The organism is Phocaeicola faecalis, from assembly GCF_021730445.1.
GTDB classification, from domain to species: domain Bacteria; phylum Bacteroidota; class Bacteroidia; order Bacteroidales; family Bacteroidaceae; genus Phocaeicola; species Phocaeicola faecalis.
The window spans coordinates 71,952-96,407 of record NZ_JADNRM010000009.1; the positions used below are offsets into that span (position 1 = coordinate 71,952).

At 42.9% G+C, this 24,456-nt stretch carries 21 protein-coding genes and 1 pseudogene; 13 read left to right on the top strand and 9 right to left on the bottom strand.

Translation table 11 applies throughout. The annotated features are described in order from the left end of the window. Positions 1 to 12 precede the first annotated feature (12 nt). The 3 genes and pseudogenes from IR173_RS10555 to IR173_RS10565 all read left to right on the top strand — a co-directional run. Complete coding sequence (locus tag IR173_RS10555) at positions 13 to 711, top strand: glycosyltransferase family 32 protein (RefSeq protein ID WP_237039565.1); 699 nt, start codon at positions 13 to 15, stop codon at positions 709 to 711. Between the two features lie 8 nt (positions 712 to 719). Beyond that, positions 720 to 1,643, top strand: a complete 924-nt coding sequence (locus tag IR173_RS10560; protein ID WP_237039566.1) for a glycosyltransferase family 8 protein — start codon at positions 720 to 722, stop codon at positions 1,641 to 1,643. Positions 1,644 to 1,976: 333 nt separating this feature from the next. Next, positions 1,977 to 3,110: pseudogene (locus IR173_RS10565) on the top strand (ATP-binding protein); the annotation flags it as partial. On the opposite strand, the gene IR173_RS10570 reads toward IR173_RS10565, so the two are convergent. The 8 genes from IR173_RS10570 to IR173_RS10605 form a co-directional block, all read right to left on the bottom strand. Further along, positions 3,101 to 4,129, bottom strand: coding sequence for an NAD-dependent epimerase/dehydratase family protein (locus tag IR173_RS10570; RefSeq protein ID WP_237039567.1), 1,029 nt, complete (start codon positions 4,127 to 4,129; stop codon positions 3,101 to 3,103). The pseudogene IR173_RS10565 and the gene IR173_RS10570 sit on opposite strands and share 10 nt — an antisense overlap. Positions 4,130 to 4,133: 4 nt before the next feature. Then, complete coding sequence (locus IR173_RS10575; RefSeq protein WP_237039568.1) at positions 4,134 to 4,763, bottom strand: lipid-A-disaccharide synthase N-terminal domain-containing protein; 630 nt, start codon at positions 4,761 to 4,763, stop codon at positions 4,134 to 4,136. Then, positions 4,760 to 5,491 (bottom strand): glycosyltransferase family 2 protein, encoded by a 732-nt coding sequence (locus IR173_RS10580; protein ID WP_237039569.1) that lies wholly within the window; start codon positions 5,489 to 5,491, stop codon positions 4,760 to 4,762. The genes IR173_RS10575 and IR173_RS10580 overlap by 4 nt, the downstream gene beginning before the upstream one ends. Beyond that, positions 5,488 to 7,128 carry an ArnT family glycosyltransferase gene (locus IR173_RS10585; RefSeq protein ID WP_237039570.1) on the bottom strand — a complete coding sequence of 547 codons (1,641 nt, stop codon included), beginning with the start codon at positions 7,126 to 7,128 and terminating at the stop codon, positions 5,488 to 5,490. The genes IR173_RS10580 and IR173_RS10585 overlap by 4 nt, the downstream gene beginning before the upstream one ends. A 96-nt stretch (positions 7,129 to 7,224) precedes the next feature. Continuing rightward, a complete protein-coding gene (locus IR173_RS10590; protein WP_237039571.1) occupies positions 7,225 to 8,334 on the bottom strand; it encodes a TDP-N-acetylfucosamine:lipid II N-acetylfucosaminyltransferase in 1,110 nt (369 codons plus the stop codon). Next, positions 8,331 to 9,464: a dTDP-4-amino-4,6-dideoxygalactose transaminase gene (gene rffA, locus IR173_RS10595; protein ID WP_237039572.1), complete on the bottom strand. Its 1,134-nt coding sequence runs from the start codon at positions 9,462 to 9,464 to the stop codon at positions 8,331 to 8,333. The genes IR173_RS10590 and rffA overlap by 4 nt, the downstream gene beginning before the upstream one ends. Before the next feature lie 696 nt (positions 9,465 to 10,160). Then, a complete protein-coding gene (locus IR173_RS10600; protein ID WP_237039573.1) occupies positions 10,161 to 10,472 on the bottom strand; it encodes a helix-turn-helix domain-containing protein in 312 nt (103 codons plus the stop codon). 30 nt (positions 10,473 to 10,502) lie between these two features. Continuing rightward, positions 10,503 to 10,817 carry a helix-turn-helix domain-containing protein gene (locus tag IR173_RS10605; RefSeq protein WP_118307836.1) on the bottom strand — a complete coding sequence of 105 codons (315 nt, stop codon included), beginning with the start codon at positions 10,815 to 10,817 and terminating at the stop codon, positions 10,503 to 10,505. Positions 10,818 to 11,864: 1,047 nt separating this feature from the next. Here IR173_RS10605 and IR173_RS10610 point away from each other — a divergent pair. The 10 genes from IR173_RS10610 (at position 11,865) to IR173_RS10655 (ending at position 23,934) form a co-directional block, all read left to right on the top strand. Continuing rightward, positions 11,865 to 12,287, top strand: coding sequence for a DUF3408 domain-containing protein (locus tag IR173_RS10610; protein ID WP_237039574.1), 423 nt, complete (start codon positions 11,865 to 11,867; stop codon positions 12,285 to 12,287). 221 nt (positions 12,288 to 12,508) lie between these two features. Next, positions 12,509 to 12,862, top strand: coding sequence for a plasmid mobilization protein (locus IR173_RS10615; protein ID WP_394800663.1), 354 nt, complete (start codon positions 12,509 to 12,511; stop codon positions 12,860 to 12,862). Continuing rightward, entirely contained in the window at positions 12,859 to 13,791 is a 933-nt protein-coding gene (locus IR173_RS10620; protein ID WP_237039575.1) for a relaxase/mobilization nuclease domain-containing protein, read from the top strand. Before IR173_RS10615 ends, IR173_RS10620 begins: the two co-directional genes overlap by 4 nt. A 28-nt stretch (positions 13,792 to 13,819) precedes the next feature. Then, entirely contained in the window at positions 13,820 to 14,554 is a 735-nt protein-coding gene (locus IR173_RS10625) for a hypothetical protein (RefSeq protein ID WP_237039576.1), read from the top strand. Between the two features lie 7 nt (positions 14,555 to 14,561). Next, positions 14,562 to 15,770 (top strand): site-specific integrase, encoded by a 1,209-nt coding sequence (locus IR173_RS10630; RefSeq protein WP_237039577.1) that lies wholly within the window; start codon positions 14,562 to 14,564, stop codon positions 15,768 to 15,770. 325 nt (positions 15,771 to 16,095) lie between these two features. Then, the gene (locus tag IR173_RS10635; RefSeq protein ID WP_237039578.1) at positions 16,096 to 17,649 is read left to right on the top strand and encodes a hypothetical protein; all 1,554 of its coding nucleotides are present in this window, start codon (positions 16,096 to 16,098) and stop codon (positions 17,647 to 17,649) included. 332 nt (positions 17,650 to 17,981) lie between these two features. Then, positions 17,982 to 19,250 carry a DUF3575 domain-containing protein gene (locus IR173_RS10640; RefSeq protein ID WP_237039579.1) on the top strand — a complete coding sequence of 423 codons (1,269 nt, stop codon included), beginning with the start codon at positions 17,982 to 17,984 and terminating at the stop codon, positions 19,248 to 19,250. Then, complete coding sequence (locus tag IR173_RS10645; protein ID WP_237039580.1) at positions 19,247 to 20,308, top strand: DUF6562 domain-containing protein; 1,062 nt, start codon at positions 19,247 to 19,249, stop codon at positions 20,306 to 20,308. Before IR173_RS10640 ends, IR173_RS10645 begins: the two co-directional genes overlap by 4 nt. Before the next feature lie 12 nt (positions 20,309 to 20,320). Continuing rightward, entirely contained in the window at positions 20,321 to 21,181 is an 861-nt protein-coding gene (locus IR173_RS10650) for a DUF6562 domain-containing protein (protein WP_237039581.1), read from the top strand. Between the two features lie 263 nt (positions 21,182 to 21,444). After that, positions 21,445 to 23,934 carry a DUF6562 domain-containing protein gene (locus tag IR173_RS10655; RefSeq protein WP_237039582.1) on the top strand — a complete coding sequence of 830 codons (2,490 nt, stop codon included), beginning with the start codon at positions 21,445 to 21,447 and terminating at the stop codon, positions 23,932 to 23,934. Between the two features lie 138 nt (positions 23,935 to 24,072). Here the strand turns inward: IR173_RS10655 and IR173_RS10660 are convergent, their stop codons facing one another. Beyond that, positions 24,073 to 24,456 carry a hypothetical protein gene (locus IR173_RS10660; RefSeq protein WP_237039583.1) on the bottom strand — a complete coding sequence of 128 codons (384 nt, stop codon included), beginning with the start codon at positions 24,454 to 24,456 and terminating at the stop codon, positions 24,073 to 24,075.

Here is a 24,456-nt window from a genome sequence, read left to right on the forward strand (position 1 = left end):
AACAGATACCTCATGATACCTAAAATCATCCATTTATGCTGGTTCAGCAATGATCCCTTTCCGGTAGAAATAAAGGTTTGCTTGGATACATGGAAACGTATATTACCGGACTTTCAGGTGAAACATTGGACTTATCAAGATGCCAAAGCCATAGGCTGCCAATTTATAAATGAAGCATTAGAAGCCAAGAAATGGGCTTTTGCTGCCGATGCAGTCCGTTTTTATGCTGTATACAGTGAAGGAGGTATCTATATGGATAGCGATATTTTCATCTTGAAACGCTTTGACCATCTTATACCGGAGCATGGCTTTGTCACCTTTCAGGAAAATGAAAGGACACAGTTACAAGCAGCCTTCTTCATGGGAGAAAAAGGGAACACATTCTGTAAGGAAGTCTTTGAGTATTACAATTCAAGACCTTTCTTAAATCCCGACGGCACTTATAATACCATTATATCCCCTGTCACAATGTATGATGCCGCCCGGAAGAGAGGCTATCTGCCCGAAGACAAGGAGCAGCATCTGACCGAGGATGTGATTATTTATCCGTCACATTATGTTACCCCGCGTCACAAGTACCCCACTACCCCTGATACATTTGCCGAGCACCGTATTTTTGGAAGCTGGAGGAAACGTAAAGCGGGTAGAAAGATTGAACTTTTTATCAAGCACGCGATAGCTACAGTCAGATATGCAATATTCAAAAAATAAGAAACAGAATGATAGACATAGTTTGCTGTACAGATAGCAATTACACAAAGTATTGTTGTGTAATGTTAACTTCCTTATTAGAGAATAATAAAGGAAATAAGGTTGCTATTCATATTCTTGATAATGGAATCAAAAATGAACATAAGGAACAGATACGAAATGTTGTAGAACAAAGATATAAGCAGAAATTATTCTTCTATACATTAAACGAAAGTCTATTGGAGCAATTTCCAACTACAGATTCCTATGTATCATTAACAACTTATTGCAAACTATTCATTCCCTCTATTTTACCTTTATCTATTCATAAAGTTCTCTACGTAGATTGCGACGTTATTATTGTAAATTCTCTACACGAACTTTGGGATTATGACCTCACAGGTAAAGCTGTAGGTGCCATAAAAGATGCTCATAGGAATCTAGAACAAGACTGTGTACGATTAGGATATGACTATCATAAATATGGTTATTACAATGCAGGAGTAATGCTATTTAACCTTGATTACCTTAGAGAACATGATTTTTCACAAAAGTCCATAGATTATGTAAAGCATAATAGCAATCTATTAAAATATCACGACCAAGATGTTTTTAATGGACTACTTTATGGACAATTCCTCACACTTCCATACAAATATAACCTGCACGATAGTCTATATCATAGAAAACGCTACATCGATGAAGATCAAGTTTCTCTAGTAGAAGAAAGTCTACAGCCGAAGAACCGAACCATTATTCATTTTTCTTCTAAAAGAAAGCCTTGGGGAAGCAGATGCCTACATCCTCTCGACCATCTATACTTTTTTTATTTAGAAATGACTATATGGAAAGGAGAACGACCTGAAATGTCTTTTAAGGATCAAAGATGGAAATGGAACCGGACAATATCAGGATGGTTACATTGGGCTAATGGTTATAGAAATAATAATTAACGCCCTCTAAAATCAGACTTTTTCATTTATACCCGAAGAAAGTCTTTTGGGAGATACATGTTTTCACGTACGTACGCATAGGCCTGTGCGGACGTATGCGTAGCCTTACACGGACGTACGTGTAGCCCCACGCGGACGTACGTGTAAAAGCGTGCGTACTGACGTTCTCCATTGATAGATGGCTCCCTTTACCAGTAATATATAGAAGAAGTTCCCAAATGAACGCAGTTCTTAGTGTGACAGACGAAACCAAACAATCATTTCTGTAAAAGTATGGAAAATAAGAAGGAAATAAGTATCTTTGTTTTGTTATAAACAGTAAAACAGGAGAATATGGGCAATAGAATATATCCTATCGGCATTCAGAACTTTGAAAAATTGCGCAAAGACGGTTATGTGTATGTGGACAAAACGGCATTTGTCCACAAACTGGTGACCACCGGCAGTTACTACTTCCTGAGCCGCCCCCGGCGTTTCGGTAAGAGCCTGTTGATTTCCACATTGGAAGCTTATTTCCTCGGAAAGAAAGAGCTTTTCAAGGGTTTGGCCCTCGAACAGCTGGAAAAGGATTGGACTGTGCGGCCCGTATTCCATCTCGACCTGAACATTGGCAAATACGATACTCCCGAAAGTCTGGACAAAATACTGAATGAGGCCCTGTCCGGCTGGGAACAGGTGTATGGGACACGTGCCAGTGAAAGCACGCCCGCACTTCGCTTCAAGGGTGTCATTCAGCGTGCTGTCGAGCAAACAGGCCACCGCGTGGCCATTCTAGTGGACGAATACGACAAACCCATGCTGCAGGCCATCGGCAATGCGGAACTGCAAAAAGAGTTCCGTAACACGCTGAAACCCTTCTATGGGGTGCTGAAGACGATGGACGGCTACATCAAGTTGGGCTTCCTTACGGGAGTGACCAAGTTTGGGAAAGTGAGCGTTTTCAGTGACCTGAACAACCTGAAAGATATCTCTATGCGGCGTGACTACGCAGAAATCTGCGGTATCACGGAAGAGGAGCTGCACCGTTACTTTGACGAAGACTTGCACCGCCTTGCCGAGTCGGAGGGTGTGGACTATGCGGATATCTGTCTGGAAGTGAAAAAACGTTATGATGGGTATCATTTCAATTACAACACGCCCGGCATCTACAACCCTTTCAGCCTCCTGAATACGTTCGACTCCATGGCATTCGGCAACTACTGGTTTGCCACCGGCACCCCCTCCTATCTGGTGTACCTGCTCAAGAAGCACAACTACCGCCTGGAAGAAATTGAAGGTGTGGAGGTGACAGAAAGCGTACTGGACAGCATTGATTCGGAAGGTTCCCACCCCATCCCGGTGATTTACCAAAGCGGGTACCTCACCGTGAAGGATTATGATCCCGAATTTAGGTTGTACACACTTGATTACCCCAACCGAGAAGTGGCTGAGGGTTTCTTAAACTACCTGATGCCTTTCTATACGGACAAGAGATAGTGGAAGTGCTTAAACCACTCATACATACGTTGTATGCCGTCCTGTATCTCCGTGCTGGGAGCATATTGGAAATCTTCTTCCAGACGGGTGGTGTCTGCATACGTACAAGTCACATCACCCGGTTGCATCTCTTCGTACCGGCAAACAGCCTCTTTGCCGGTGGCATGCTCTATGCAGTGTATAAAGTCCATCAGCTCTACCGGACGGGAATGTCCGATATTATAAACCCTGAAGGGAACTTCCGCCTCGTAAGGCTTACTTCCGATGATGCGTACCACTGCCTGAATAATGTCATCGATATAAGTGAAATCGCGGCGCATCTTTCCATGATTGAACACACGGATGGGCTCTCCCTCCGTGATGGATTTCATAAAGAGATAGGGCGCCATGTCCGGTCGGCCCCACGGCCCATAGACGGTGAAGAAGCGGAGGCCGGTAGCCGGAATATGATAAAGGCTGCTGTAAGCATGTGCCATCAGTTCATTCGACTTCTTGGTGGCAGCATACAGACTGACCGGAGTATCGGTCATATCGGTTTCGCTGAAAGGCACTTTCTCGTTCATGCCATACACACTGCTGGAGCTGGCATACACCAAATGCTCTATACGGTGATGGCGGCAGGCTTCCAGAATATTCAGAAACCCCATCAGATTACTTTCTGCATAGGCATACGGATTGACAAGGGAATAGCGCACCCCCGCCTGTGCCGCCAAGTTGCATACAATATCGAACTGTTCCGTATCAAACAGCATTGACAGCAAATCACGGTCTGTGATATCGCCTTTCACAAAACGATAGTTGGAATATAACGTGCTGACAGTAAGTCGGCCTTCTTCTACATTCTCCCGCTGGATGCCACATAACTCTTTCAGACGGCCATACTTCAGATTGACATCATAATAATCATTCAGGTTATCAATGCCAACCACTTCATTGCCTTGCTCTGCCAATGCCTTCACCAGAAAAGAGCCGATGAAGCCGGCTGCTCCTGTCACTAATATTTTTTTCATCACCTTATTCTTTTATTTTCTGACTTTTATGACCAATCATCAAGTTGCGGATATAGGACAAAAAGCCAAAGGATTGTCCCAAAATCAGGATGGGGTCATGGCGCAGCACGCCATAAATCACTATAATACAAGACCCTACGAGACTGATTACCCAGAAAGTAGGCGGCAATGCCGATACCTGTTTGCGGCTGGAGTAAATCCACTGATAGATGAAACGGAAAGTAAAAATAAACTGTCCCGCAGTGCCAAACACAATCAGCCACACAGGTATATCTTCATTCTTCAAAAAGTTCTCGACAAAATGGGTACTGTCCTGCAATGTACCGACAGCAGCCAATAAAGGAGTGACTGCCAGCAGTATTCTGAACAGGAGCGGGATGCGCCGCCACACACCTTTCAAACGCAAATTGCCTATATAGATATAGAACGAGATGAACTGCCCCACGATGATGGAAAAATCATTGCGCAGCCAGCCATAATAAAACATCAAATAGGAACCTACCAAGCTGAACACCCAAAACAGTGTCGGCGAAATGACTTCATGTTTCTTTTCCGAAAGAAACCATTGTATCAGAATACGGGCGGAAAAGCAAACTTGAGCCAACAAACCGACGCAGAGAATCAGCATATTCATAGGTTGTTCTCTCCCACTTGGTAGTTGATATATCGATGTGCCATCCAGCGGAAAGCAAAACAATCCTTAAACGGTGACACCAGTCGGTTCCACAGATGATACTTCGACACACCTGCCTGACGCGGATAATGCCTCACCGGTATCTCGTAAAACTTGCCTCCGTCCTGCAACTGTATCAATGCCGGAAGAAAACGGTGCATGCCGGTAAAGAACGGAACACGCTTTGCATAGTCGGTATGAAGGATTTTCAGCGGACAGCCCGTATCGGTCGCTCCATCATGCGTCATCATGCGACGGAAGGAATTGGCTATCTTGGACTGCATCCGCTTGAACGCAGAGTCCTTGCGCCGGGCACGAATCCCCATCACCAAAGGATACTCAGGGGCATACTTCAATAACAAGTCAAAATCACGCACATCTGTCTGCATATCGGCATCCATATAACCGACATACTTTGATTCGGCCGTATCAATACCTGCTTTCATGGCGGCAGACAGGCCTCTGTTCTGTTTCAGACTGATATAATAAAAATGCGGAGTGTCCTTGCACGCTTCCTGAATGAGTGCCAAGCTTCTGTCCTTTGAGCCGTCATTCACAAAAAGTGCGCATGCGGGCACGGAACATACCGGCAGATAAGCACCAACCACTTCCTGCAAACGTTTTATATTGTCTTCCTCATTATAAACGGGAATAACAATAGTCAATGAGTAATTTGCTGTCTTGTTCATTTTTTCTTCAATAAAGTTATATGATAAACAAACTTATCGTTGTAGCGGCTACTGCTTTTTGCCCAGCGATTATCATCATATTGTCCAATATATGTTGTATCTATACTTCTCAGAAGTTTTGCCGGCAACTCTTCTCCTGCTCTGCCGTGAGTCAGGATGGCACAAGGTAAAACTGATTTAATCGAATCTGCATGTGACATATCCAACGGACGAATCTTCCGTCCGGCAGCATAAACGAGCTCTATTCTCAACTCGTCCTTTTGATTATAGTAGAAGGGAACATCCTTCAGTTCCTCCAACTCCCGCGTCTGAGAAACACTCTTCATCTCCGGATTGTTGATGACATCTTCCAGCAAGGGAAGCATGAAACATTCTGCCGACAAAAACAGTATCAGGACTCCACCCACCAGTTTAAGCGGCTGCAATCTTACTGCCGACCGGACAAGGCAGGCAGCTATCCCCCAAATCAGGACAGAGAGTAAGGCCAGTGTCAACAAAGAAACATAACCGGGACGATAGACAAACCAATATCCGGCCATCGGCAAAACTGCCACCACCACTGCCACCAGCCACGCATTGATACGATACACCGTTTTATCGGCTCTCGATGCTTGCGGGGAGCGCAACCGGTCTGCCCAAACCATGACCAGATAGCCCATCGTGTAAGCAGCCGACATCAACACCGGCAATAAATACCTGTTTTTCTTTTCCGGCAACAACGACAGTAAAACAACAGTAGAGAGCATCCATATCAAAGGGAAAAGATATTCTTTTCGTTTTCTGTCTTCCTTAGACCATAACGGAAGGAACAGGGAGGAAAGCAATAATATCGCCCATACTCCGGTCTCGAGAAAAAAGCTCCAATAATAATACCACGGACGGACATTCCGGTTCACCCAGGCTGCCGACTCTTTATCTGCCACGTATGACATGGCGTCGCCATGAAACAGATAAATAAAAATATACCACCAGCAACCAACGACCAGACAAACGGCAATCATCACCGCAAGGGCTTTCCACTTCCCTTTCATCGACGGCCGGTAGATATAACAATAAGAAATGAGGAACGGCAACAGCAAGGCATAAAAGGAAACAGGGCCTTTACTCATAAACGACAGTCCCATAAATATGCCTGCCCAAGTAAAGTCTTTCCAAGAACAGAACTTGGCCGCAAATGCCCTGATGAGGAAATAAATCGCCCCCATCATAAATGCATGGCAATAAATGTCCCACGAAGCCGTACGCCCCATCAAAATAATGTTGTAACATGTGCAGAGCAGAATGGTGGAAATAAAGGCATAACGCTTGTTGCGCATCACTTGCACAGCCGTAAGATAGAAGAAGGCAACCAACAAAATGGCTGCAAGACCTGCCATCGCACGCTGAAGAGCCAGATTATCGGGAGAAATCATCTCCGCCACTGCTGTCAACCATGTCGGTAAAGGGGGCTTTTCCAAACGCAAGTCTCCGTTCATAGTCGGCACCAGCCAATTGCCATCATGTACCATTTCACGGGCAGTCACCATGTTCCGCGCTTCCATGATATCCGGCACAACGACCCGGTTGTTAATGAAAAAGGAGATGATACATATCACCAGTATCACCCATCCTTGCTTGCTTAGCAATTTATCTTTCATGCTCTAAATCAAGTTCCAAGTTGAGATGGGTACAAAATTAAGTAAAAATACAGAGACTTCTCAATAGTCTGCACAGAAAATAAGATAGAATAACAATCAGACGGACAACTCTTTAATCAGCCGATACATTCTCTCCTTGGTATAAAGCGACAAAAGTATCTGTCTGTTTTTCAACTTCATTTCACTGTCCAAGGGTGTATCCAGCTCCTTTTGTGACAGTTTTTCCAGTTCATAAACCGTCAGCCCGTGAGACCGGGCCCATTCATAAACTGGGTTTACATGAGAAAGGAATACTTTGGCTCCCAGATAAAGTGCTACAATAATATTTCCGATAGCTTCCTGCCTCCAATTTCCGAACAAGGCAACACTGACATCCGACTGGAGACGATTGTATTCATCCAACGGCATAAAATCCAGTAATGGCGAAAAATTCCCGCCCAAAAGCAACTTGCCTGATTGAAGGACATGATCCACATATCCTTTCTTGCCCGAATAGCTCAATGGAACAATGACACGCCTCGAACCGATGTCCAGCTTAGACAGGATACGCATTACATATTCGTGGTTGTTACTGCCGGAAGCAGAGTTCCCAATCATGATGCTGTTACCACAGACTTCGCTATTCATCAACTCTTTGCCCAGAATAATGTCCAAAGGATAGTAAAAGAAGTCCTTCCAAGGCTTTGCTTTCAACTCAGGGTAATAACGCATCAAATACTGATAATCGTTTTCGGTCGTATCAGTGACGATGTAATCTACTTTCTGCTTGATAAAACGTATAGTCCTTCGGGCATTCCATTGCTGTTTCCATCTGTCAAACGGACGCCATAACAAACTCTGCCGGTATTTTCTCTTATAATAGGAAGTGGTGGGGTCAATCATACGAAAGCCTTTGGGACCCAATAGCTTATTATACAAGTCCATCCCCCATATAATCCAATAGACGACAGTTCCCTGCAAATCCAGCTTATCAAGAACATCCATCTTACGCTTATTGAGCAAATGAATATAGACCTCAGAGAACGAAAACTCACCTTTGCGAGCAAAGAATTCTGTCCTCGAAAGTACATTCGGTTCCTTTCTCACCCATCGGAAGGAAGAAGTGCGGTTGGTGACCACAAACAGATTCTCTCCCGGAAACACTTCTTCGAAGGCATCAATCGTACGATTGATAATCTTCTCATCATTCACCAAATGAAGCTTCATCTCTCTGATGTATAAAAAGACCGAATCTGTTCACAGATATATTTCACCTCATCGGGCTCCAAGGCGTGAAACAATGGGAAACGCACCAGACAGTCTGTATATTTATCTGCCTGCGGCAATTCCTCCACCTCCCACTTCCGGTTCTTCACAAAATCACTTTTATGCAGACTCAAATAATGAAATACAGAATAGATACCATGAGCCTTCAGATAACCGATTAATGCCGTCCTTTCTTCGGGAGTGGCACATACGGCATAAAAGGCATGGGCGTTATTGGTCGCATAATCCGGCAACACAGGCAACGATAGGTGCGAAATGCCTTGCAGATTCTGATAATACAGGTTCCAAATCTCTTTCCGCTTCTGCTGAATGGAGTCCAATGCTTCCAATTGTGCCCACAAAAAAGCCGCTACATACTCGGCCGGAAGAAAAGAAGAACCAGTATCCACCCAACCGTATTTATTGATTTCTCCCCTGAAAAACTCGGCACGGTTCGTTCCTTTCTCCCAAAGAATTTCGGAACGTTTCACAAAGCGGGGGTCATTAATGGCCAATAGGCCGCCTTCGCCGCACTGGATATTTTTTGTTTCATGAAATGAGAAAGCAGCCAGATGGCCTATACTGCCCAAAGGACGCCCTTTATAAAAACTGTCTATTGCCTGTGCCGCATCTTCTATCACCAGCAGATTATGGCGTTCGGCCACTTGCAAAATCACATCCATATCGCAAGCTATTCCGGCATAGTGCACAGGAACAATGGCACGGGTACGGGGAGTAATCAGGGATTCCAGCTTTTGCTCGTCGATACAGGGGTTGTCCGTACGGCTGTCGGCAAAAACAATCTTGGCTCCCTGCCTTACGAAAGCAAGGGCTGTAGAAACGAAAGTATAAGAGGGTACGATAACTTCATCGCCGGGCTGGATGCCGGCCAACATAGCACACATTTCAAGTGCGTCCGTACAGGAGGTTGTCAGCAAACATTTACAACTTCCAAGCTTTTCCTCAAAGAAGGACTGACATTTATGGGTAAAGTTACCATTACCACATGTTTTTCCTTCTGATAATGCCTGAATTATATAACTTTTCTCGTTACCGGTCAGCCATACCTTATTAAAAAGAATAGTTTTCATTATATCTTTTTCCAGTTTGTTAGTTTTCTCATATTTGCTTACAGGCAACAAAAGTAGTAAAAATAAGTAGAACCCTTTATTCTTTTCAAAGAAATAATCTATTTTTGGAATAATCTCATAATCCGCTAAGAATAAAAAGTTTATGCGGAAAGTTCAAGAACGAGGTAATGAGTTGGCAACTGTTCTGATTTCTACATACTTGAGTGATTTGCATTGATGTACAACTCATCTTGGAACAAAGGTACAACTTTTTTATGAACGAGCAAAAGGACGGTGTGTTTTTCATTGTTGCAGGATAAAATTTGATTTGGTCTATCATCAATCTGCGATATTATGAGTTTCCCGATTCCGTCATTCGCCCCTCTCCTTTGCTCGTCTGCGAAGGTAGTACATCAGCCCTTGAAAGTTGAAAGGTCGGACGGCAAGCCGTTTCGGTCTGAATCTTCCTCCTACGGAGAGTATTCACCCCGAAAACCTTTCCCCTTTCAATGTCTGTACTCAGAATGCAGACGGCAACGGAAATGAGCGACTGACGAAAATGTAGATAAAGATAAACAGACAGCATACAAATGGGTTCTTACATTGATAACCCATTTGTATGCTGTTCTTGTTTCTATCCATGGGGGCACTATTATTTTGCACAGATGAATATAGGGCAAGCGGTAAATTTCACTCCCTCCAAAAATATAGCGAGGTTTATCCGCTGCTACTCATCAGGTGCTTGCCGTTATACTCTCGTTTTAATGCCTGCTCAATCTCACTTCGCTTGTACAGAACTTTGCCACCTAGAACATAGTAAGGCAATGTGCCATTGCTTCGGTATTCGCTCAATGTCCTTCGGCTGACTTTAAGCATATAAGCCACCTCTTTGTCGCATAGATACTCATCATCGTTTTGTAAGGCTGTCCCATCTTTGGGCATACTATCAATAATCTCCGATAGCTGGTCGATACTCTCGTGAATGGACTGCATCCACGCATCATCTTTGGTTCTCATCTCTTGATACATAGTTCAAATGGTTTTATTGTTATACATTGATTAGATTTCTCGCCCTTTCCATTTGGCTTCTTTTCGTCTGTCCTCTACCTTCGTAATAATGCTATCCACATCTTCGGGTAGATAGTAAGTCCGGTTGCCGATTTTGGTATAGGCAAGTGTACCATTATCACGCAAGGTCTGCAATGTACGCTTGCTTATCTTCAATCGCTGACAAACATCCTGATGGTCGAGCCAATTGTTTGTCTTTTTCTTCCCGTTCTTGACAACGGGTGAATTTGATACTCGCAGAATGAACTGCTCAATCTTCGTGGCAAATTCCTCGAATGCCTTTCTCTCAAAAATGATTAAATCCATACGCTTTTGTTTTATATTATTTCACTTGTTTTCTTGTTTCGCACTGCTAAATAAGGAAGAGATTTTTATACTTCAATGGCACTAACAATAGGTGTCATTCCTTGTCATATCGTTTCATCACAGACACGATATTCAGCCATTGAAATAGGCTCTGTTCTCATACGCAGTTCCGTTTTCTGATGGCAAAGAAATAGATAAGTTATCACACCTCAATCATACGGTGAGCCTGTTGCAGTATGTGGCACAGTTCGTGGCACTTTTAGATGTATATGATGATACATTTTTAAGCATACATCACATTGTAACCAATATTATATAATATAAGTTTCGCAAGTGGAATTATTTGTAGATAAAGGAGTTAAAGGGAGATAGTCGCTTCGCTCCTTGGGGAGATAAATGCCGAGAGCTTCGACTGATGTTTACACCAAACAAAACATTTGGCCTTTATCTCCATTTATCTCCCTATTATCTCCTTTTGTCTCCATTATTTACTTGCGAAAGTTGAATTATATAAGAATATCCCCAAGCGACTACCCGTCTCGGATCTTGTCCGTGGCATTGTCGTTTGTCAGACCGATGCCTATCCGTCTGCCAAACTTCTGCTCCGAACAGCCGAAACAGATAGTCGCTGATTCTATAATAGAAGTATAGCGGATAGACCAACTCCCGACACTTCGGCAGTCCGTCTATCCGCTATCGTATTTAAGACCTTAATTTCTTCAATTAAGCATTTCGCCCCAATCTTTCATTACCCATTCAATCTGGGAAGAATTATGCAGTTGGCACTGCTTAAGAATCACCCCTAAATGCAATACAATTCATAATTGCCCACATAGACCTAATTAGTTGTGGCAGAATTGTATGCACATTTTCTTTGCAGCAGATAATCGGTCATAATTGTGCACAAAGACCATATTGTTGAACATTCAAAAAGTGATAAGTATGAAGAAAAAACAAGTTGAGTTGACACAAGAACAGTGTCAAGAAATTATCGACCAAATGACTACAAGGTCTTTTTACAGGAGTGATAAGGGTAATAGCTCAGATATGGAGAATTTGCAAACAATGGAATCCGTAGGATCATCCATTGACGACATTCTGCCAGAGCCTCTACCGTCAGTAGCAAAACAAGCCCAAACGGAAGCAGCGTCTTCCGTTGCAGAGGTGGCTACAGAGATTTCACCTATTGTTAATGCCGAGGAACAGCCAGCGACATCACCCATCCAACGCAGAGTGAGCAGTAAGCAACGCAAGCTCTCGTTGGAGGAGTACCGCAAAACCTTTATGCGACCCTACAAGATTGAAGACCGTAAGCCGGTATTCATCAGTGGCAAGTTGCGAAAGATGCTCGATAAGTTCGCCTGCAAAATCGGTGAGGATAGAATGAGTATGTCGGGACTATTGGAGAACATCGTTAGCCATCACATCGAACTCTATTCAGAAGATTTCGAGCATTGGAAAGGAATGTAACCTCTTAATCCATTCTATTTAAGAACTATTCCAACGGTATTTCATTTTGAGGCACTCAAAATTGATTGACCTTCAGTTAGTGGGGAAGCAAGTTTATGTTTTGGGCAGACCAAAACCACTTGCTTCCACTCCCAAAGGTCGCAGAAGAGGACATCCCGTTGGTCTATCAAGTAAACAATGTATGTATCATTTCAAAAAAGAGTAATCGTATGAAACGAAGTATCAATAACAAGACACCCAACAAGGGAGGACGACCCACGAAGAAGTTGTCCGAAAAACGCAAGTACCGCATAACGGTAAAGATGGCAACCGAAGAGTACTATGCAATGAAACTCAAAGCCAAGAATGCAGGAGTCTCGGCAAGTGAGATTGTGCGAATGGCTATCCGTGATTGCCATATCAAGGCACGCCTTACCACCGAACAAGCGGACTATATCCGCAAGTTATGCGGTATGGCAAACAATCTCAATCAGCTCACTCGCAAGGCTCATCGCGAAGGCGTAAGGCTGCACTACGGGCAATGCCAACACCTGCTGCTTTCATTGGAAAACATTATAGACCATATCAGCCTATGATGGCAAAGATTGTGAAAGGCTCAGGAGCCAGAGGAATTGTTGATTATATCCTCGACAAGAAGAAACAAGCCACGCTCATAGATTGTCAAGGGGTACTGTTCAATGACAATAGCACGATAGCCAAAAGTTTTATTGCTCAATCAAGGCTTAATCCACGAGTGGATAAGTTCATCGGGCATATCTCACTCAGCTTCTCAAAGCAGGATTTACCACGCTTAACGGATGAATTTATGATACAGATAAGCCGAGAATATATGGAGAAAATGGGTATTCGTGATACGCAATATATCATCGGACGACACTATGACAAGGAGCATCCTCACGTACATATTGCCTTTAATCGTGTGGATAATAACGGCAGAACCATCAGCGATAGGAACGACCGTTACCGCAGTGAACGCATCTGCAAGGAACTGACACGCAAATACGGACTATACTTCGCAAATGGTAAAGAACAGGTAAAAACGCACCGATTGAAAGAGCCTGACAAAACTCGTTACGAGATATACCAAGTTCTCAAACGGGAGGTTACACGATGTTCGGATTGGACGACATTGCTGAAACGGTTGAAAGCCGAAGGCATTGATGTTCGCTTCAAATATAAGGGCAACACCAATGAGATGCAAGGTATCATCTTTACCAAGAATGGTTACCACTTCAACGGCTCAAAGATAGACCGCCGTTTCAGCTATTCAAAGATTGACAAGGCTCTGAATAGTAACAATCAATCGGAATATCAGCGACAATATGAACCGCATCATATGCAGATAAGCCATTTCGATAACAAGGAAACGGAGCTTATCAGCGGTTCATTAGGCTTGTTGGATTTCACATCTTCTCCCGATGCAGATAGCCAGGAAGAGGCAGAGTTCCGCCGCTTGATGCAACAGAAACCTAAGAAAAAGAGAACCAGAGGATTCAAACTCTAATCAATTAACTACTTAAAAACAGAATAGTATGCAGGAAAATAATTCAATCATTATCGCAATGTTGGAAGAGTTGCTGACCATCAGCAAGAGCCAACGACCGGAACAAACAGTAAATGCCAATGTAGATTTGACTCCGATTAAGGAGCTAATTGAGAATGGCAATCGAGAAAACAAGGAGTACTATGATGCTAAAACCAACAAGCTTGCAGGATTCGTAGTCAATGAGTTTGGTAAGATAAACAAGCGAATGGATGGTATCAGTGAGCAGGAGAAACCCGACTTTGAGGGTGTAAAACAACAGCTAACAGATGCTATCGACAAGATGGATGAAATAAAGGTAAAGCACAACATTGACGAGAAACGACACTCGTTTGCCCTTTATACAAAGGAATCTTGGATTCTCCTATCAATAATTATCTTCCTTATGGCAGCAGGAGTATCAGCAGTATATCACCTGTCAAGACCGAATGTTCAGAGGGATGATGATGCCCTCAAATACCGCTACATCAAGATGAAAGGCGATGCATCGGCAGAGCAGATAGCCACATTGGAGGAAATCTTTGAACTCAATAGAGACGACCAAAAGATTGAGCAAATGCGCGAGGATGTAGAGACCTACGAAGAGGCTGTACGCAAACAAGCCGCCCTCGCTGAGCAAGCACGATTGAAAGAGCTAGCGGCAAAGGAACAGGAGAGCAAAGCCAAATCCATTAAGAACAAGCAGGATAATAGTAAGGTTAAACAAAATAAATCAAAACCCTGATTGTAATATGGCAACAGTAAAGATTAAGTTCCGACCATCAACGGTTGATGGCGGACAAGGCTCAATTTTCTATCAAGTAATCCATAATCGTGTAGCCCGTCAGCAAAAGACGGGCTACCGTCTCTACGGCTATGAGTGGAACAGCTACTCTTCAGAGGTAGTGTTACCCAAGTTCAACGAGAACAGAAAACGCTATCTATCGGAGATTGGCGACAAAATCCGAATGGATGTCAAGCATTTCCAGAAGGTCATCACAGATTTTGAGCATAGCGGTTGTGATTATACCGCAGATGATGTGATAGCAGAATTTTCATCGAATAACCCCGAAAATTTTCTCTTCCCATTTATGGAGGGCGTTATTGCCAATCTGAAAACATTGGGTAAGATACGCACATCGGAAACATATGCTGCGACCCTTTGCAGTTTCAGACGCTTCCGAGAGGACAAAGATGTGACATTGGATGATATGGATTCTGATATGATGATGGCATACGAAGCATATTTAAAGAATAACGGAGTGAGTCCAAACTCTTCATCATTCTATATGCGTAATCTCAGAGCAGTATATAATCGTGCCGTAGAAAAGGAACTTACCCCACAACGCTTCCCATTCAAGCACGTTTATACGGGAGTGGATAAGACCGTCAAGCGAGCCGTACCTCTGAAAGTCATCAAGCGAATCAAGGAGATGGACTTCTCGATGAATCCGTCCTTTGATTTCGCCAGAGATATGTTCCTTATGAGCTTCTATACCCGAGGTATGTCATTCGTGGATATGGCATACCTGCGAAAAAAGGATTTGCAGAATGGTGTGCTTTCCTATCGCAGACGCAAAACGGGGCAGCAACTCTTCATCAAATGGGAGAAGTGTATGCAGGAGATTGTGGATAAGTACGATACTTCGCAATCCAATTACCTCTTACCCATCATCAAGCCTTTCGGTGATATAGATGAACGCACGCAATATATCTATGCAGCCCATAATATCAACCGTTGCCTGAAAATCATCGGGAAGGAGTTGGGGTTATCCGTATCGCTCACTCTGTATGTTGCCCGTCACGCTTGGGCAAGCATCGCCAAGAGCAAGAATGTTCCGCTATCGGTAATCAGTGAGGGTATGGGACACGACTCGGAGGCTACCACACGCATCTACCTTGCATCGTTAGATACCGTAGCCATCGACAAGGCGAACAGTATGATATTGAAATCTCTATAAGGAGGTATTGTTGAGCGAATGAGAAAATCTCTTGATAAGAGAAATGATTACCATTGCAAATTTACGAAGAATTATATAATCGTAACCAAAAAAGGAATTAAAAAAGCAGGTTGATTTTCATTTTGTTTTGCTCCACAGGTATATTGTTGAGCAAATTCCAATGTGTCAACCTGCTAATAGACTCATTCATAGAATAGACCTACAATATTAATTGCTCTTATCAAGAGAGGTTTACTCTTTAGCTTCTTTATATGGAATTAAGAACTTGTAAACCTGACGATTGCCTACCCCAATTAAGTAACGCATAAAAATTGGCAACCAAAAATTGAAAGAGCAACGAGGAATTAGACACGAAACCAGAGAAAAGTATAGCGATGCAATTACCCTCTATGTAGAGACCGGTCTTTCCATAAAACAAATATGCGAGCAGACCGGGGTCGGCTTTTCCGCGTTCAGTTCTTACCTCTCCACTCATCACCGTGACCTAATCCTCAAACGACATAATCTTACAGAATTTAAGAATGTCAAACTTAGAGGAAAGAAAGGTCAAACTACTGCCGCCCATTACAAATACAAGGATGCCATTGACGCTTGCGACAGTATGGAGTATATTGAATACAATATATCCCAGATAGCACGTATCTTCAACGTAGATTGTTCCTCTTTGGCAAGCCAACTTCGCAGACATTACCCCGATATCGTACCACGCAGAGAACAGGAACGCAGACGGATAGGAATAACCGTCAATCTGCAATATGGAGCACGCAAGTGGAGCAAGGAAGAGTATGCTACTGCCATTGAGATGTTGCAATCATCCGATAAAACCATTGAAGAGGTTGCAGAGGCTTGTAATGTATCCTACACGGGTTTGCGAGAACACATCTTAGCCTATTACCCACAAATTACCCGTAATAGGGAGGAGAAACGTATCCGTGCAACAGGTCAAAAGGTCAGAGGTATGCGTAACGGAAATTGGACTGTATGTGAGCCAGACCGTGAAACTCTTGAAAAATATGAGAAGGCTATAGACCTGTATCGTACAACATCGAGGGATGTAAAGGATATAGTACGTATTGTTGGGGTAACTCTCGGTGGCTTCCGCTACCACTTGAGAACTTGGTATCCCGAACTGATGGTTCTTAGACGTGGCTTTGACGAAGGTATGGCATTGGAGCAAACCAAACGTTATAAGAAATCTTCTGCTGAGAAATATGCCAATGCAATCGAAAGATTACAGAATACCGATTTGCCAACGGCAAAGGTCGCAGCGGAATTTGGACTGAATCCCGAAACATTCAGGATGTATCTCAGGGAGCATCATCCCGAATTGGTTACAGCCCGTGGAATGATAAGGACATCTGACGGTAAGGTCGTTTCCAATCGTAGTGCAGAAAAGTATGCGGAGGCGCTACGCATCTATGCAACCACTTCCGAGTCCTTGAAATCCATTGCCAAACGGTTGGGACTTACCTATAATAGTGTAGGCGGTTTTATACGCCGTAACTATCCCGAAGCCATCGAAAAGCATAATTCGTTGCTTGTATCCAGTGAACAGATGTTTGCTGAAGGGGTAGAAATGTTGAAATCAGGGAACGCCACTATCCATGCCGTGATGGACGAGTGTGGCTACAATGAATATTTCAGAACTTACATAAAGAGCAAGTATCCCGAACTGCTTCATCGTAAGACGGAACGCAAGCAGATACTTAGGAAACAAAAGACGGCAGATAAATATGCGGCTGCTATCGAATGTCTGAAAAACGGCACAGATACGATGAAGGATATTGCTGAACGATTTGGACTTAACATCCATTCTTTCCGTAAATATCTCTATAAATATACTCCTGAAATTATAAAGTCAAGACACAATAAGCCGTAAGAGCCAAAAGAATAGGGCTGATGTTGAAGGTGCAGAGCAGAATAGATTGTTGAGCGAATGAAAGGTCTCTTTGGAAGAGAGAACTTATCTCTTTGGAAGAGAAATGATTACCGATGCAAAATTACACATTTTTCGGCAAATAGCACCAATTTACACTAAAAAATGTTATGCTCGATTCAGATTTTGTTTAGTGGCAATGTGGATTGTTGAGCAAATTATGTCGTGACTGTTCAAATAACCTACTCGTAATCAATAGCAGTATGTCGCATAAATCACTCTTCCAAAGAGATAAGTTCTCTCTTCCAAAGAGAAGTGACCTATTATTCTGATTTATGCGCATTAAGAAATATTGTATAACACTGATTCTCTTGCTGTTTGGTGTAGGTATTGCGCATTCGCAAGAGAGACACACGGAAATCTGTATTGACTTCCGTGTGAACAGTACTGTCATAGACTCCGCCTATTCGGACAATGCCGCCCGTATGCAGGAGATGTTGGAATTCCTACGAACTATACGCCAAGACAGTACAATCAATATCATTGAAGTATCCTTCTGCGGAGCAGCTTCTCCCGAAGGCAGTTATCAACTCAACCGTAAGTTGGCACAAGGCCGTCTCTCGGCACTTGAAAAGTTCATCCGCAGTGAGGTGGATATTCCCGACAGCCTTATTACCTATAATGACAGCTATATCCCGTGGGATTATCTCAAATCGCAGATTGAGGATTCGGGACTTATCCGTAAGGATGAAGTAATTGCCATCTTGGAGGAAGAAGCCCGATTGGTGGACTATCATCACCCGAATACGCATATCGACAACCGTGTCGTAAAATTGAGAGCATTGGACGGTGGTAAGGTATGGCAGCAGATGAACAATCTCCTCTTCGAGCAGATGAGAAATGCGTGTGCGGTATTCGTAACCTACAAGAAAGAGTTGCCACCCATACAAGTGCCTGTAATCGTGCCTGATACCATTAAGGTAGAGCCAATAGTTGAAGCCGTTGAAATTGTGCCCGACACAACGGCTATTATAGAAACGGTTATTCCCGAAGTGGAGGAATGGAGCCGCAAACTCCATTTGAAGACCAATGCCATAGGCTTGGGGATGGCTATCGCCAATGTTGCCGCAGAAGTAGATTTGGCAAAGCATTGGTCGTTTACGCTTCCTGTCTATTACTCGGCTTGGGACTACTTCAAATCAACCATCAAGTTCCGCACCTTCGCCGTACAACCTGAGTTCCGCTATTGGCTGTCGGAAGAGAATGACGGATTCTTCGCAGGAGCACACTTCGGACTGGCATACTACAATTTTGCTTTTGATGGCGATTACCGCTACCAAGACCATAACCGTGAGACACCTACCATCGGTTGCGGTGTGAGCATCGGTTATCGTCTGCCCATCAGCAAAAACAACCGTTGGAGGGTGGAGTTCTCTCTCGGAGCAGGAGTATATTCAAATCACTACGACAAGTTTCACAATACCCCACGCACAAAAGACGGTCTGATGATAGAGAGCATCAAGAAGACCTACTGGGGTATCGACCAAGCAGCGGTATCGTTCTCCTATTCGTTTGACTTAAAGAAGAAAGGAGGCAAGCGATGAGAAAGATTCTATACTTTATTATGTGCCTGCCGATATTGCTTCTTTCGGCTTGTGATGTTCACGAATGGCCTGAAACGCCGGAGTTTGTAAAAATGCATCTTCGCCTCAATTATGAAACGGATATGACCGAATGGGAACATCTGTATGATGGGGCATCGGTCATTGAGCAGGGATATGGCGAGACATACGACAATCATCGTGATTATGGCAAGATACGTTACATTGTCCGCACCTATCCCGTGTCGGAGAAAATGCGTACCACATCGGACTATACACAGGAGTTCGTATTCACGAAAGATATATCAGAGGGTTATGACCACGAAGTGACGCTCGACCTCTTGCCCGGCAACTACAATGTGATGGTATGGTCGGACTTGGTGCAGACAAGCGGTGACAGCCATTTCCACAATACCGACAACTTTGCGGAAATCAGACTGCAAGGCGACCACAAGGGTAATAATGACTATCGGGATGCCTTCCGAGGCTCAAACAACATTTCCCTTGTAGCGGATATTATGGAGCATTTGCCCGATACATTGGATATTGCGATGCAGCGTCCTCTTGCCAAATTTGAGTTCGTAACAAACGATGTGGTGGAGTTTATAGACAAGGAATCTGTACGTGTCGCTTCGAAAGCCAACGGAAACAAGGCTGCATCAACAGATGATACCCCGACAAGAGCCGTAAACATCGAGGATTACAAGGTGGTGTTCTACTATGTAGGATTTATGCCCGATGCTTACAGTATGAATACCGACAAGCCTGTGGACTCCTCTACGGGAGTGATGTTTGAATCCACATTGAGAAAGCTCTCTGAATCGGAGGCTACAATGGGATTTGACTATGTGTTTGTGAACGGCAAGAAATCGGCTGTAACCGTGCAGATCGGTATCTATGACAATGAGGGTACACAACTCTCCTTGACCGAGCCGATAGAAGTTCCGTTGAAGCGTAGCCATCATACCATAATGACAGGTATGTTCCTGATGTCGGAGGCTTCGGGAGGTGTTACCATCAATCCCGACTTTGACGGAGACCATAACCTTATTTTTCCCTAACAGATAGACATAATGAAGAATCTACTACATAACATATCAATATTGGCAATGCTTGCCTTGACTATGATAGGCATACAATCCTGTTCGGATGAATTGCACGATGTGGGCGATGTTCAGGTGAGTTTCACAGCCACACTTCCAACTGACACCCGTACCCGTTCATTCGGTAAGGCGGAGCAAGTGAATACCCTTGTGGTCGGCATATTCAAAAAGGGTGTTGCCGATGTGCATACCAACAGCGGTGGCAGTTGGAACTATTATGAAATAGACCGCCAATCGTTCCCGATAAACGGCACTTCGGTTAATGTGCAGCTAACATTGGCTCAGGAACAGACATATAGTTTTGTCTTTTGGGCGTATGATAACAATCAGAACATCTACAATATAGATGATCTGACCGCCATTGAAATGAATACTCTGCCCAATCCGATTACATTCTCTGAGGCAGAAGCCGCAGACGTTTTTTTTGCCACGATGGAAGATATTACCATTACAGGAGATTGCAGTTACCCTGTTGAACTTGTCCGCCCGTTGGCTCAAATCAATGTAGGTACTACAGGGACACCGATGCAAGCCACATTTACTGCAAAGGCAGTCCCAAACACATTCTATCCATTCACGAACACAGTAAGCGGAAATGCCGAATTTACTTGGAATTTCAATGATACCACAACCGAGACATTCTCGGCTGACGGCACAGAATATAACTACCTCGCTATGGGATATGTGTTTGCTCCGACCACAGCCACAAATATTTCTGCCAAATTGACTTTGACTGATGGCAATAACAGCAAAATGGTAGAATTTCCACAGGTGGAGATAGAGGCAAACCAAAGAAGCAACATCGCAGGAAATTTCACACCAACAGAATAAGAGATTTTCAATATAAGTATAACCCTAATAACGAGTTAAAAGCCGAACAAAAAAGAATAAACAAACTAACACCGCAAAGGTGAGGAATAGTTCCGAGACCTTTACCCTGCATCAGCAGGCAACGACAGATTGATGATAATACTCGGTTCTGCCTATGCAGAGCAGCCCTCGACAATGGGTGCGACATTTACAAGGGATGTGGCAAACATTAAGAAACAAGAAAATCAAAATAACTATTTGTATAACAATTAAATTTTTCAAAGATGAACAAGAAATTATTCTTAGGTATGTTCGCAGCAGCAGGTATGTTGCTCGCAACATCGTGTTCGAATGACGAACTGGATGTAGTTCAGTCAGGAAATGAGGCGCAGGTGACGTTCTCACTTGCTGCCGAAGGTGGTATAGCTACCCGTGCTATCAGTGATGGTACAGGTGCAAAGAAGTTGGTATATGCAGTTTATAATGCTAATGGTGAGCTCATTAAAACAATTGCAAATACAGATGTAAATGGACAGATTGTTGATAATAGTGCTTTCGACAATGGTCTTACTGAAAATGTAACCATTACATTGGCTAAAGGTCAGCAATATACAGTAGCTTTTTGGGCTCAGAATCCAAACTGTACAGCTTACACAACAACAGACTTGAAAAATGTAACTATTGATTATGCAGGTCTTAATAACGATGAAACTCGTGATGCATTCTTCAAAGCCGAAACATTTACTGTTACAGGTAATACTGAAATCGATGTTGTATTGAAACGTCCTTTTGCTCAGATTAACGTAGGTGTTTACCAGACTGATTGGGATGCAGCTGTTGCTTCAGAAATTGAGATAGAAAAATCAAAGGTAACTATTGAAAAAGCCGCAACATCTATCAATTTGCTTACAGGTGAAGTTGAGGGTGAAGAAACTGTAGAGTATGGTTTTGCTACCATCCCTACTCAGTTCACTACTCCTGAAACATTGGATGTTGATTTGGATAAGGATGGAACAAAAGAAAAATATGTGTACCTTTCAATGAGTTACATCTTGGCCAATGATGCTACTACAGGTTACGCAAAGGCTACATTAGAAGATTTGGACTTTACTTTTGCTCCTAAAAGTGGTAATAATATCAACTTTAGCGAAGGTCTTAACGCTGTTCCAGTTCAGCGTAACTGGCGCACTAATATCATTGGTAAAATTTTGACAGGTGATGTTACATTCAATATCACAATCGACCCGATTTATGATGGTGAATACAATAATGGTGAAGCACAGCCTGTAAATATCAATGGTGTATATTATGCAACCATCCAAGATGCTGTCAATAATGTTAAAGATGGTGAAGTAATCAAGGTGGCAACCGGCACATACACCGAAGTTGTTAAAGTTACGGGTGGCAAGAACTTTACCCTTGAAGCAGCAGGTCCTAATGTTGTTATCGCTGCTCTTGATCACCAATCAAACGCTACTCCTTCAACAGTTAAGGTGAAAGGTATTACTTTTGACAATTCTGTCACTACGGCAGGTTGGTTCACGGGAACAGCACCAAATATAGCACCTTGTGTTGGTGCTTGGGGAGGTAATCTTACTTTCGAAGATTGTGCATTTATTGTTGCAGGAACCTCAGGTAAGGAAACAGGTGTGATGACTTGGTGGACAACTGAAAATAATGTTATGTCCCTGTCGTTCAATAATTGTACTTTTGAAGGAAAAGATGACCACGCAAATGCACGTGCTATGCAAATTTATGGCTATGTTAATATGGAAGTTAACAATTGTAGTTTCAATACCAAGAAGGATTATACTCTGAAGTATGTTGCTCAAAATGGTAATATAGCCACGTTCTCAAATAATATTGTGAATAATTCTGAGAACTTTGTTGAGTTGGGTTCAAGTGCTTATCCTGGTACCAACTATACTGCAAACATTAACAACAATACTCTCGGAAACGGTGTAAATACTCATATTATTGCTAACAACGAGAATCAAACCGTAAATGTAAACGGTAATGTTTCAGTAATAGCAGAGGGAGTTGTCAAAGATGCCAATGGCAATTATATTGCTTCAAGCAACGAAGGTATTACAAATGCAATTTCTGACGGAGCGACTACAATAAATTTGACACAAGGTAACTATGTAATACCATCATCAGCAAAAGGAAAGACTTTGACAATTATAGGTACTGGTACTCCTGAAGATGTAAAAGTCGCTGTAACTAAAGTTGGTACAGGTGGTGAAAACTGCGACTATGCTTTCGATGGTTCTACAGTCACTTTCGAAAGTATTACTATTACAACAAACAGCTCAACTTATATTGGCTATGCTCGTTGTAACGGCACTTACAAGAATTGTGTAATCAATGGCACATACACACTTTATGGTGACAGCAAGTTTGAGAACTGTACTTTTAATGTGTCTGGTGATGTTTACAATATTTGGACTTGGGGTGCTCCAAATGCCACATTTGATAAATGTACATTCAATTCAGATGGTAAGGCTATGCTTCTCTATGGTAGAGAAAATACGAAGTTGAAAATTGAAAATAGCGTATTTAATGATAAGGGAGGTTTGACAGACCTTAAAGCTGCTATCGAGATAGGCAACGACTATGGTAAGTCTTATACACTTGTTGTAAACAATACAGTTGTCAATGGTTATGAAATCAATGACAAGGGTATCAATACTGGCACTACTCTTTGGGCTAATAAAAACTCAATGGGAACAGATAAACTCTCTGTTACTATTGACGGTGTAAAAGTTTATTAAAAGCATACTATTGATTACTATACCCTCTATTCGGGTGTATATCTAAAAAGAAACTCTATCATCCCTTTGATAGATATTTACATATAAGACGTTAGTTGAGACCTGCCGTTCGTGAGAATAGCAGGTCTCATTCTTATATTAGCATAGCCTTTTAGGTGTGATATGATGCTCGATGCTTCCTAATGATAGAAGTATGCTAATTCCACTCTCTTTTCGCTGACACAAACTCTCCAACACCTTTTGTCTTATTCTACTCGCTTCATAGGTGCTCAATCGAAACGCCAGTGCAATGACCACTTCAAGATTGTAGAATGTAGCCCAACTTTTAGGCGTAGCCAAATCGCATCGTAGGGTAGTTGCAGGGGAAAGAGTCCCACTCCTATAAATAGCTTTTATGGCGGCTCGGAGTGTCGGGGCTATCACCCCGAACAACTCTACCAATTCCATTTCCGACATCCAAACACTTTTGCTTGGGATATTTACTCTACCACTTTCACTGATTGTTATAATTGCTCGTTCCAT

Coding starts and splice junctions, on each gene's coding strand:
- IR173_RS10555 (WP_237039565.1), top strand. CDS start 13: ATGATACCTAAAATCATCCATTTATGCTGGTTCAGCAATGATCCCTTT.
- IR173_RS10560 (WP_237039566.1), top strand. CDS start 720: ATGATAGACATAGTTTGCTGTACAGATAGCAATTACACAAAGTATTGT.
- IR173_RS10570 (WP_237039567.1), bottom strand. CDS start 4,129: ATGAAAAAAATATTAGTGACAGGAGCAGCCGGCTTCATCGGCTCTTTT.
- IR173_RS10575 (WP_237039568.1), bottom strand. CDS start 4,763: ATGAATATGCTGATTCTCTGCGTCGGTTTGTTGGCTCAAGTTTGCTTT.
- IR173_RS10580 (WP_237039569.1), bottom strand. CDS start 5,491: ATGAACAAGACAGCAAATTACTCATTGACTATTGTTATTCCCGTTTAT.
- IR173_RS10585 (WP_237039570.1), bottom strand. CDS start 7,128: ATGAAAGATAAATTGCTAAGCAAGCAAGGATGGGTGATACTGGTGATA.
- IR173_RS10590 (WP_237039571.1), bottom strand. CDS start 8,334: ATGAAGCTTCATTTGGTGAATGATGAGAAGATTATCAATCGTACGATT.
- rffA (WP_237039572.1), bottom strand. CDS start 9,464: ATGAAAACTATTCTTTTTAATAAGGTATGGCTGACCGGTAACGAGAAA.
- IR173_RS10600 (WP_237039573.1), bottom strand. CDS start 10,472: ATGTATCAAGAGATGAGAACCAAAGATGATGCGTGGATGCAGTCCATT.
- IR173_RS10605 (WP_118307836.1), bottom strand. CDS start 10,817: ATGGATTTAATCATTTTTGAGAGAAAGGCATTCGAGGAATTTGCCACG.
- IR173_RS10610 (WP_237039574.1), top strand. CDS start 11,865: ATGGAGAATTTGCAAACAATGGAATCCGTAGGATCATCCATTGACGAC.
- IR173_RS10620 (WP_237039575.1), top strand. CDS start 12,859: ATGATGGCAAAGATTGTGAAAGGCTCAGGAGCCAGAGGAATTGTTGAT.
- IR173_RS10625 (WP_237039576.1), top strand. CDS start 13,820: ATGCAGGAAAATAATTCAATCATTATCGCAATGTTGGAAGAGTTGCTG.
- IR173_RS10630 (WP_237039577.1), top strand. CDS start 14,562: ATGGCAACAGTAAAGATTAAGTTCCGACCATCAACGGTTGATGGCGGA.
- IR173_RS10640 (WP_237039579.1), top strand. CDS start 17,982: ATGCGCATTAAGAAATATTGTATAACACTGATTCTCTTGCTGTTTGGT.
- IR173_RS10645 (WP_237039580.1), top strand. CDS start 19,247: ATGAGAAAGATTCTATACTTTATTATGTGCCTGCCGATATTGCTTCTT.
- IR173_RS10650 (WP_237039581.1), top strand. CDS start 20,321: ATGAAGAATCTACTACATAACATATCAATATTGGCAATGCTTGCCTTG.
- IR173_RS10655 (WP_237039582.1), top strand. CDS start 21,445: ATGAACAAGAAATTATTCTTAGGTATGTTCGCAGCAGCAGGTATGTTG.
- IR173_RS10660 (WP_237039583.1), bottom strand. CDS start 24,456: ATGGAACGAGCAATTATAACAATCAGTGAAAGTGGTAGAGTAAATATC.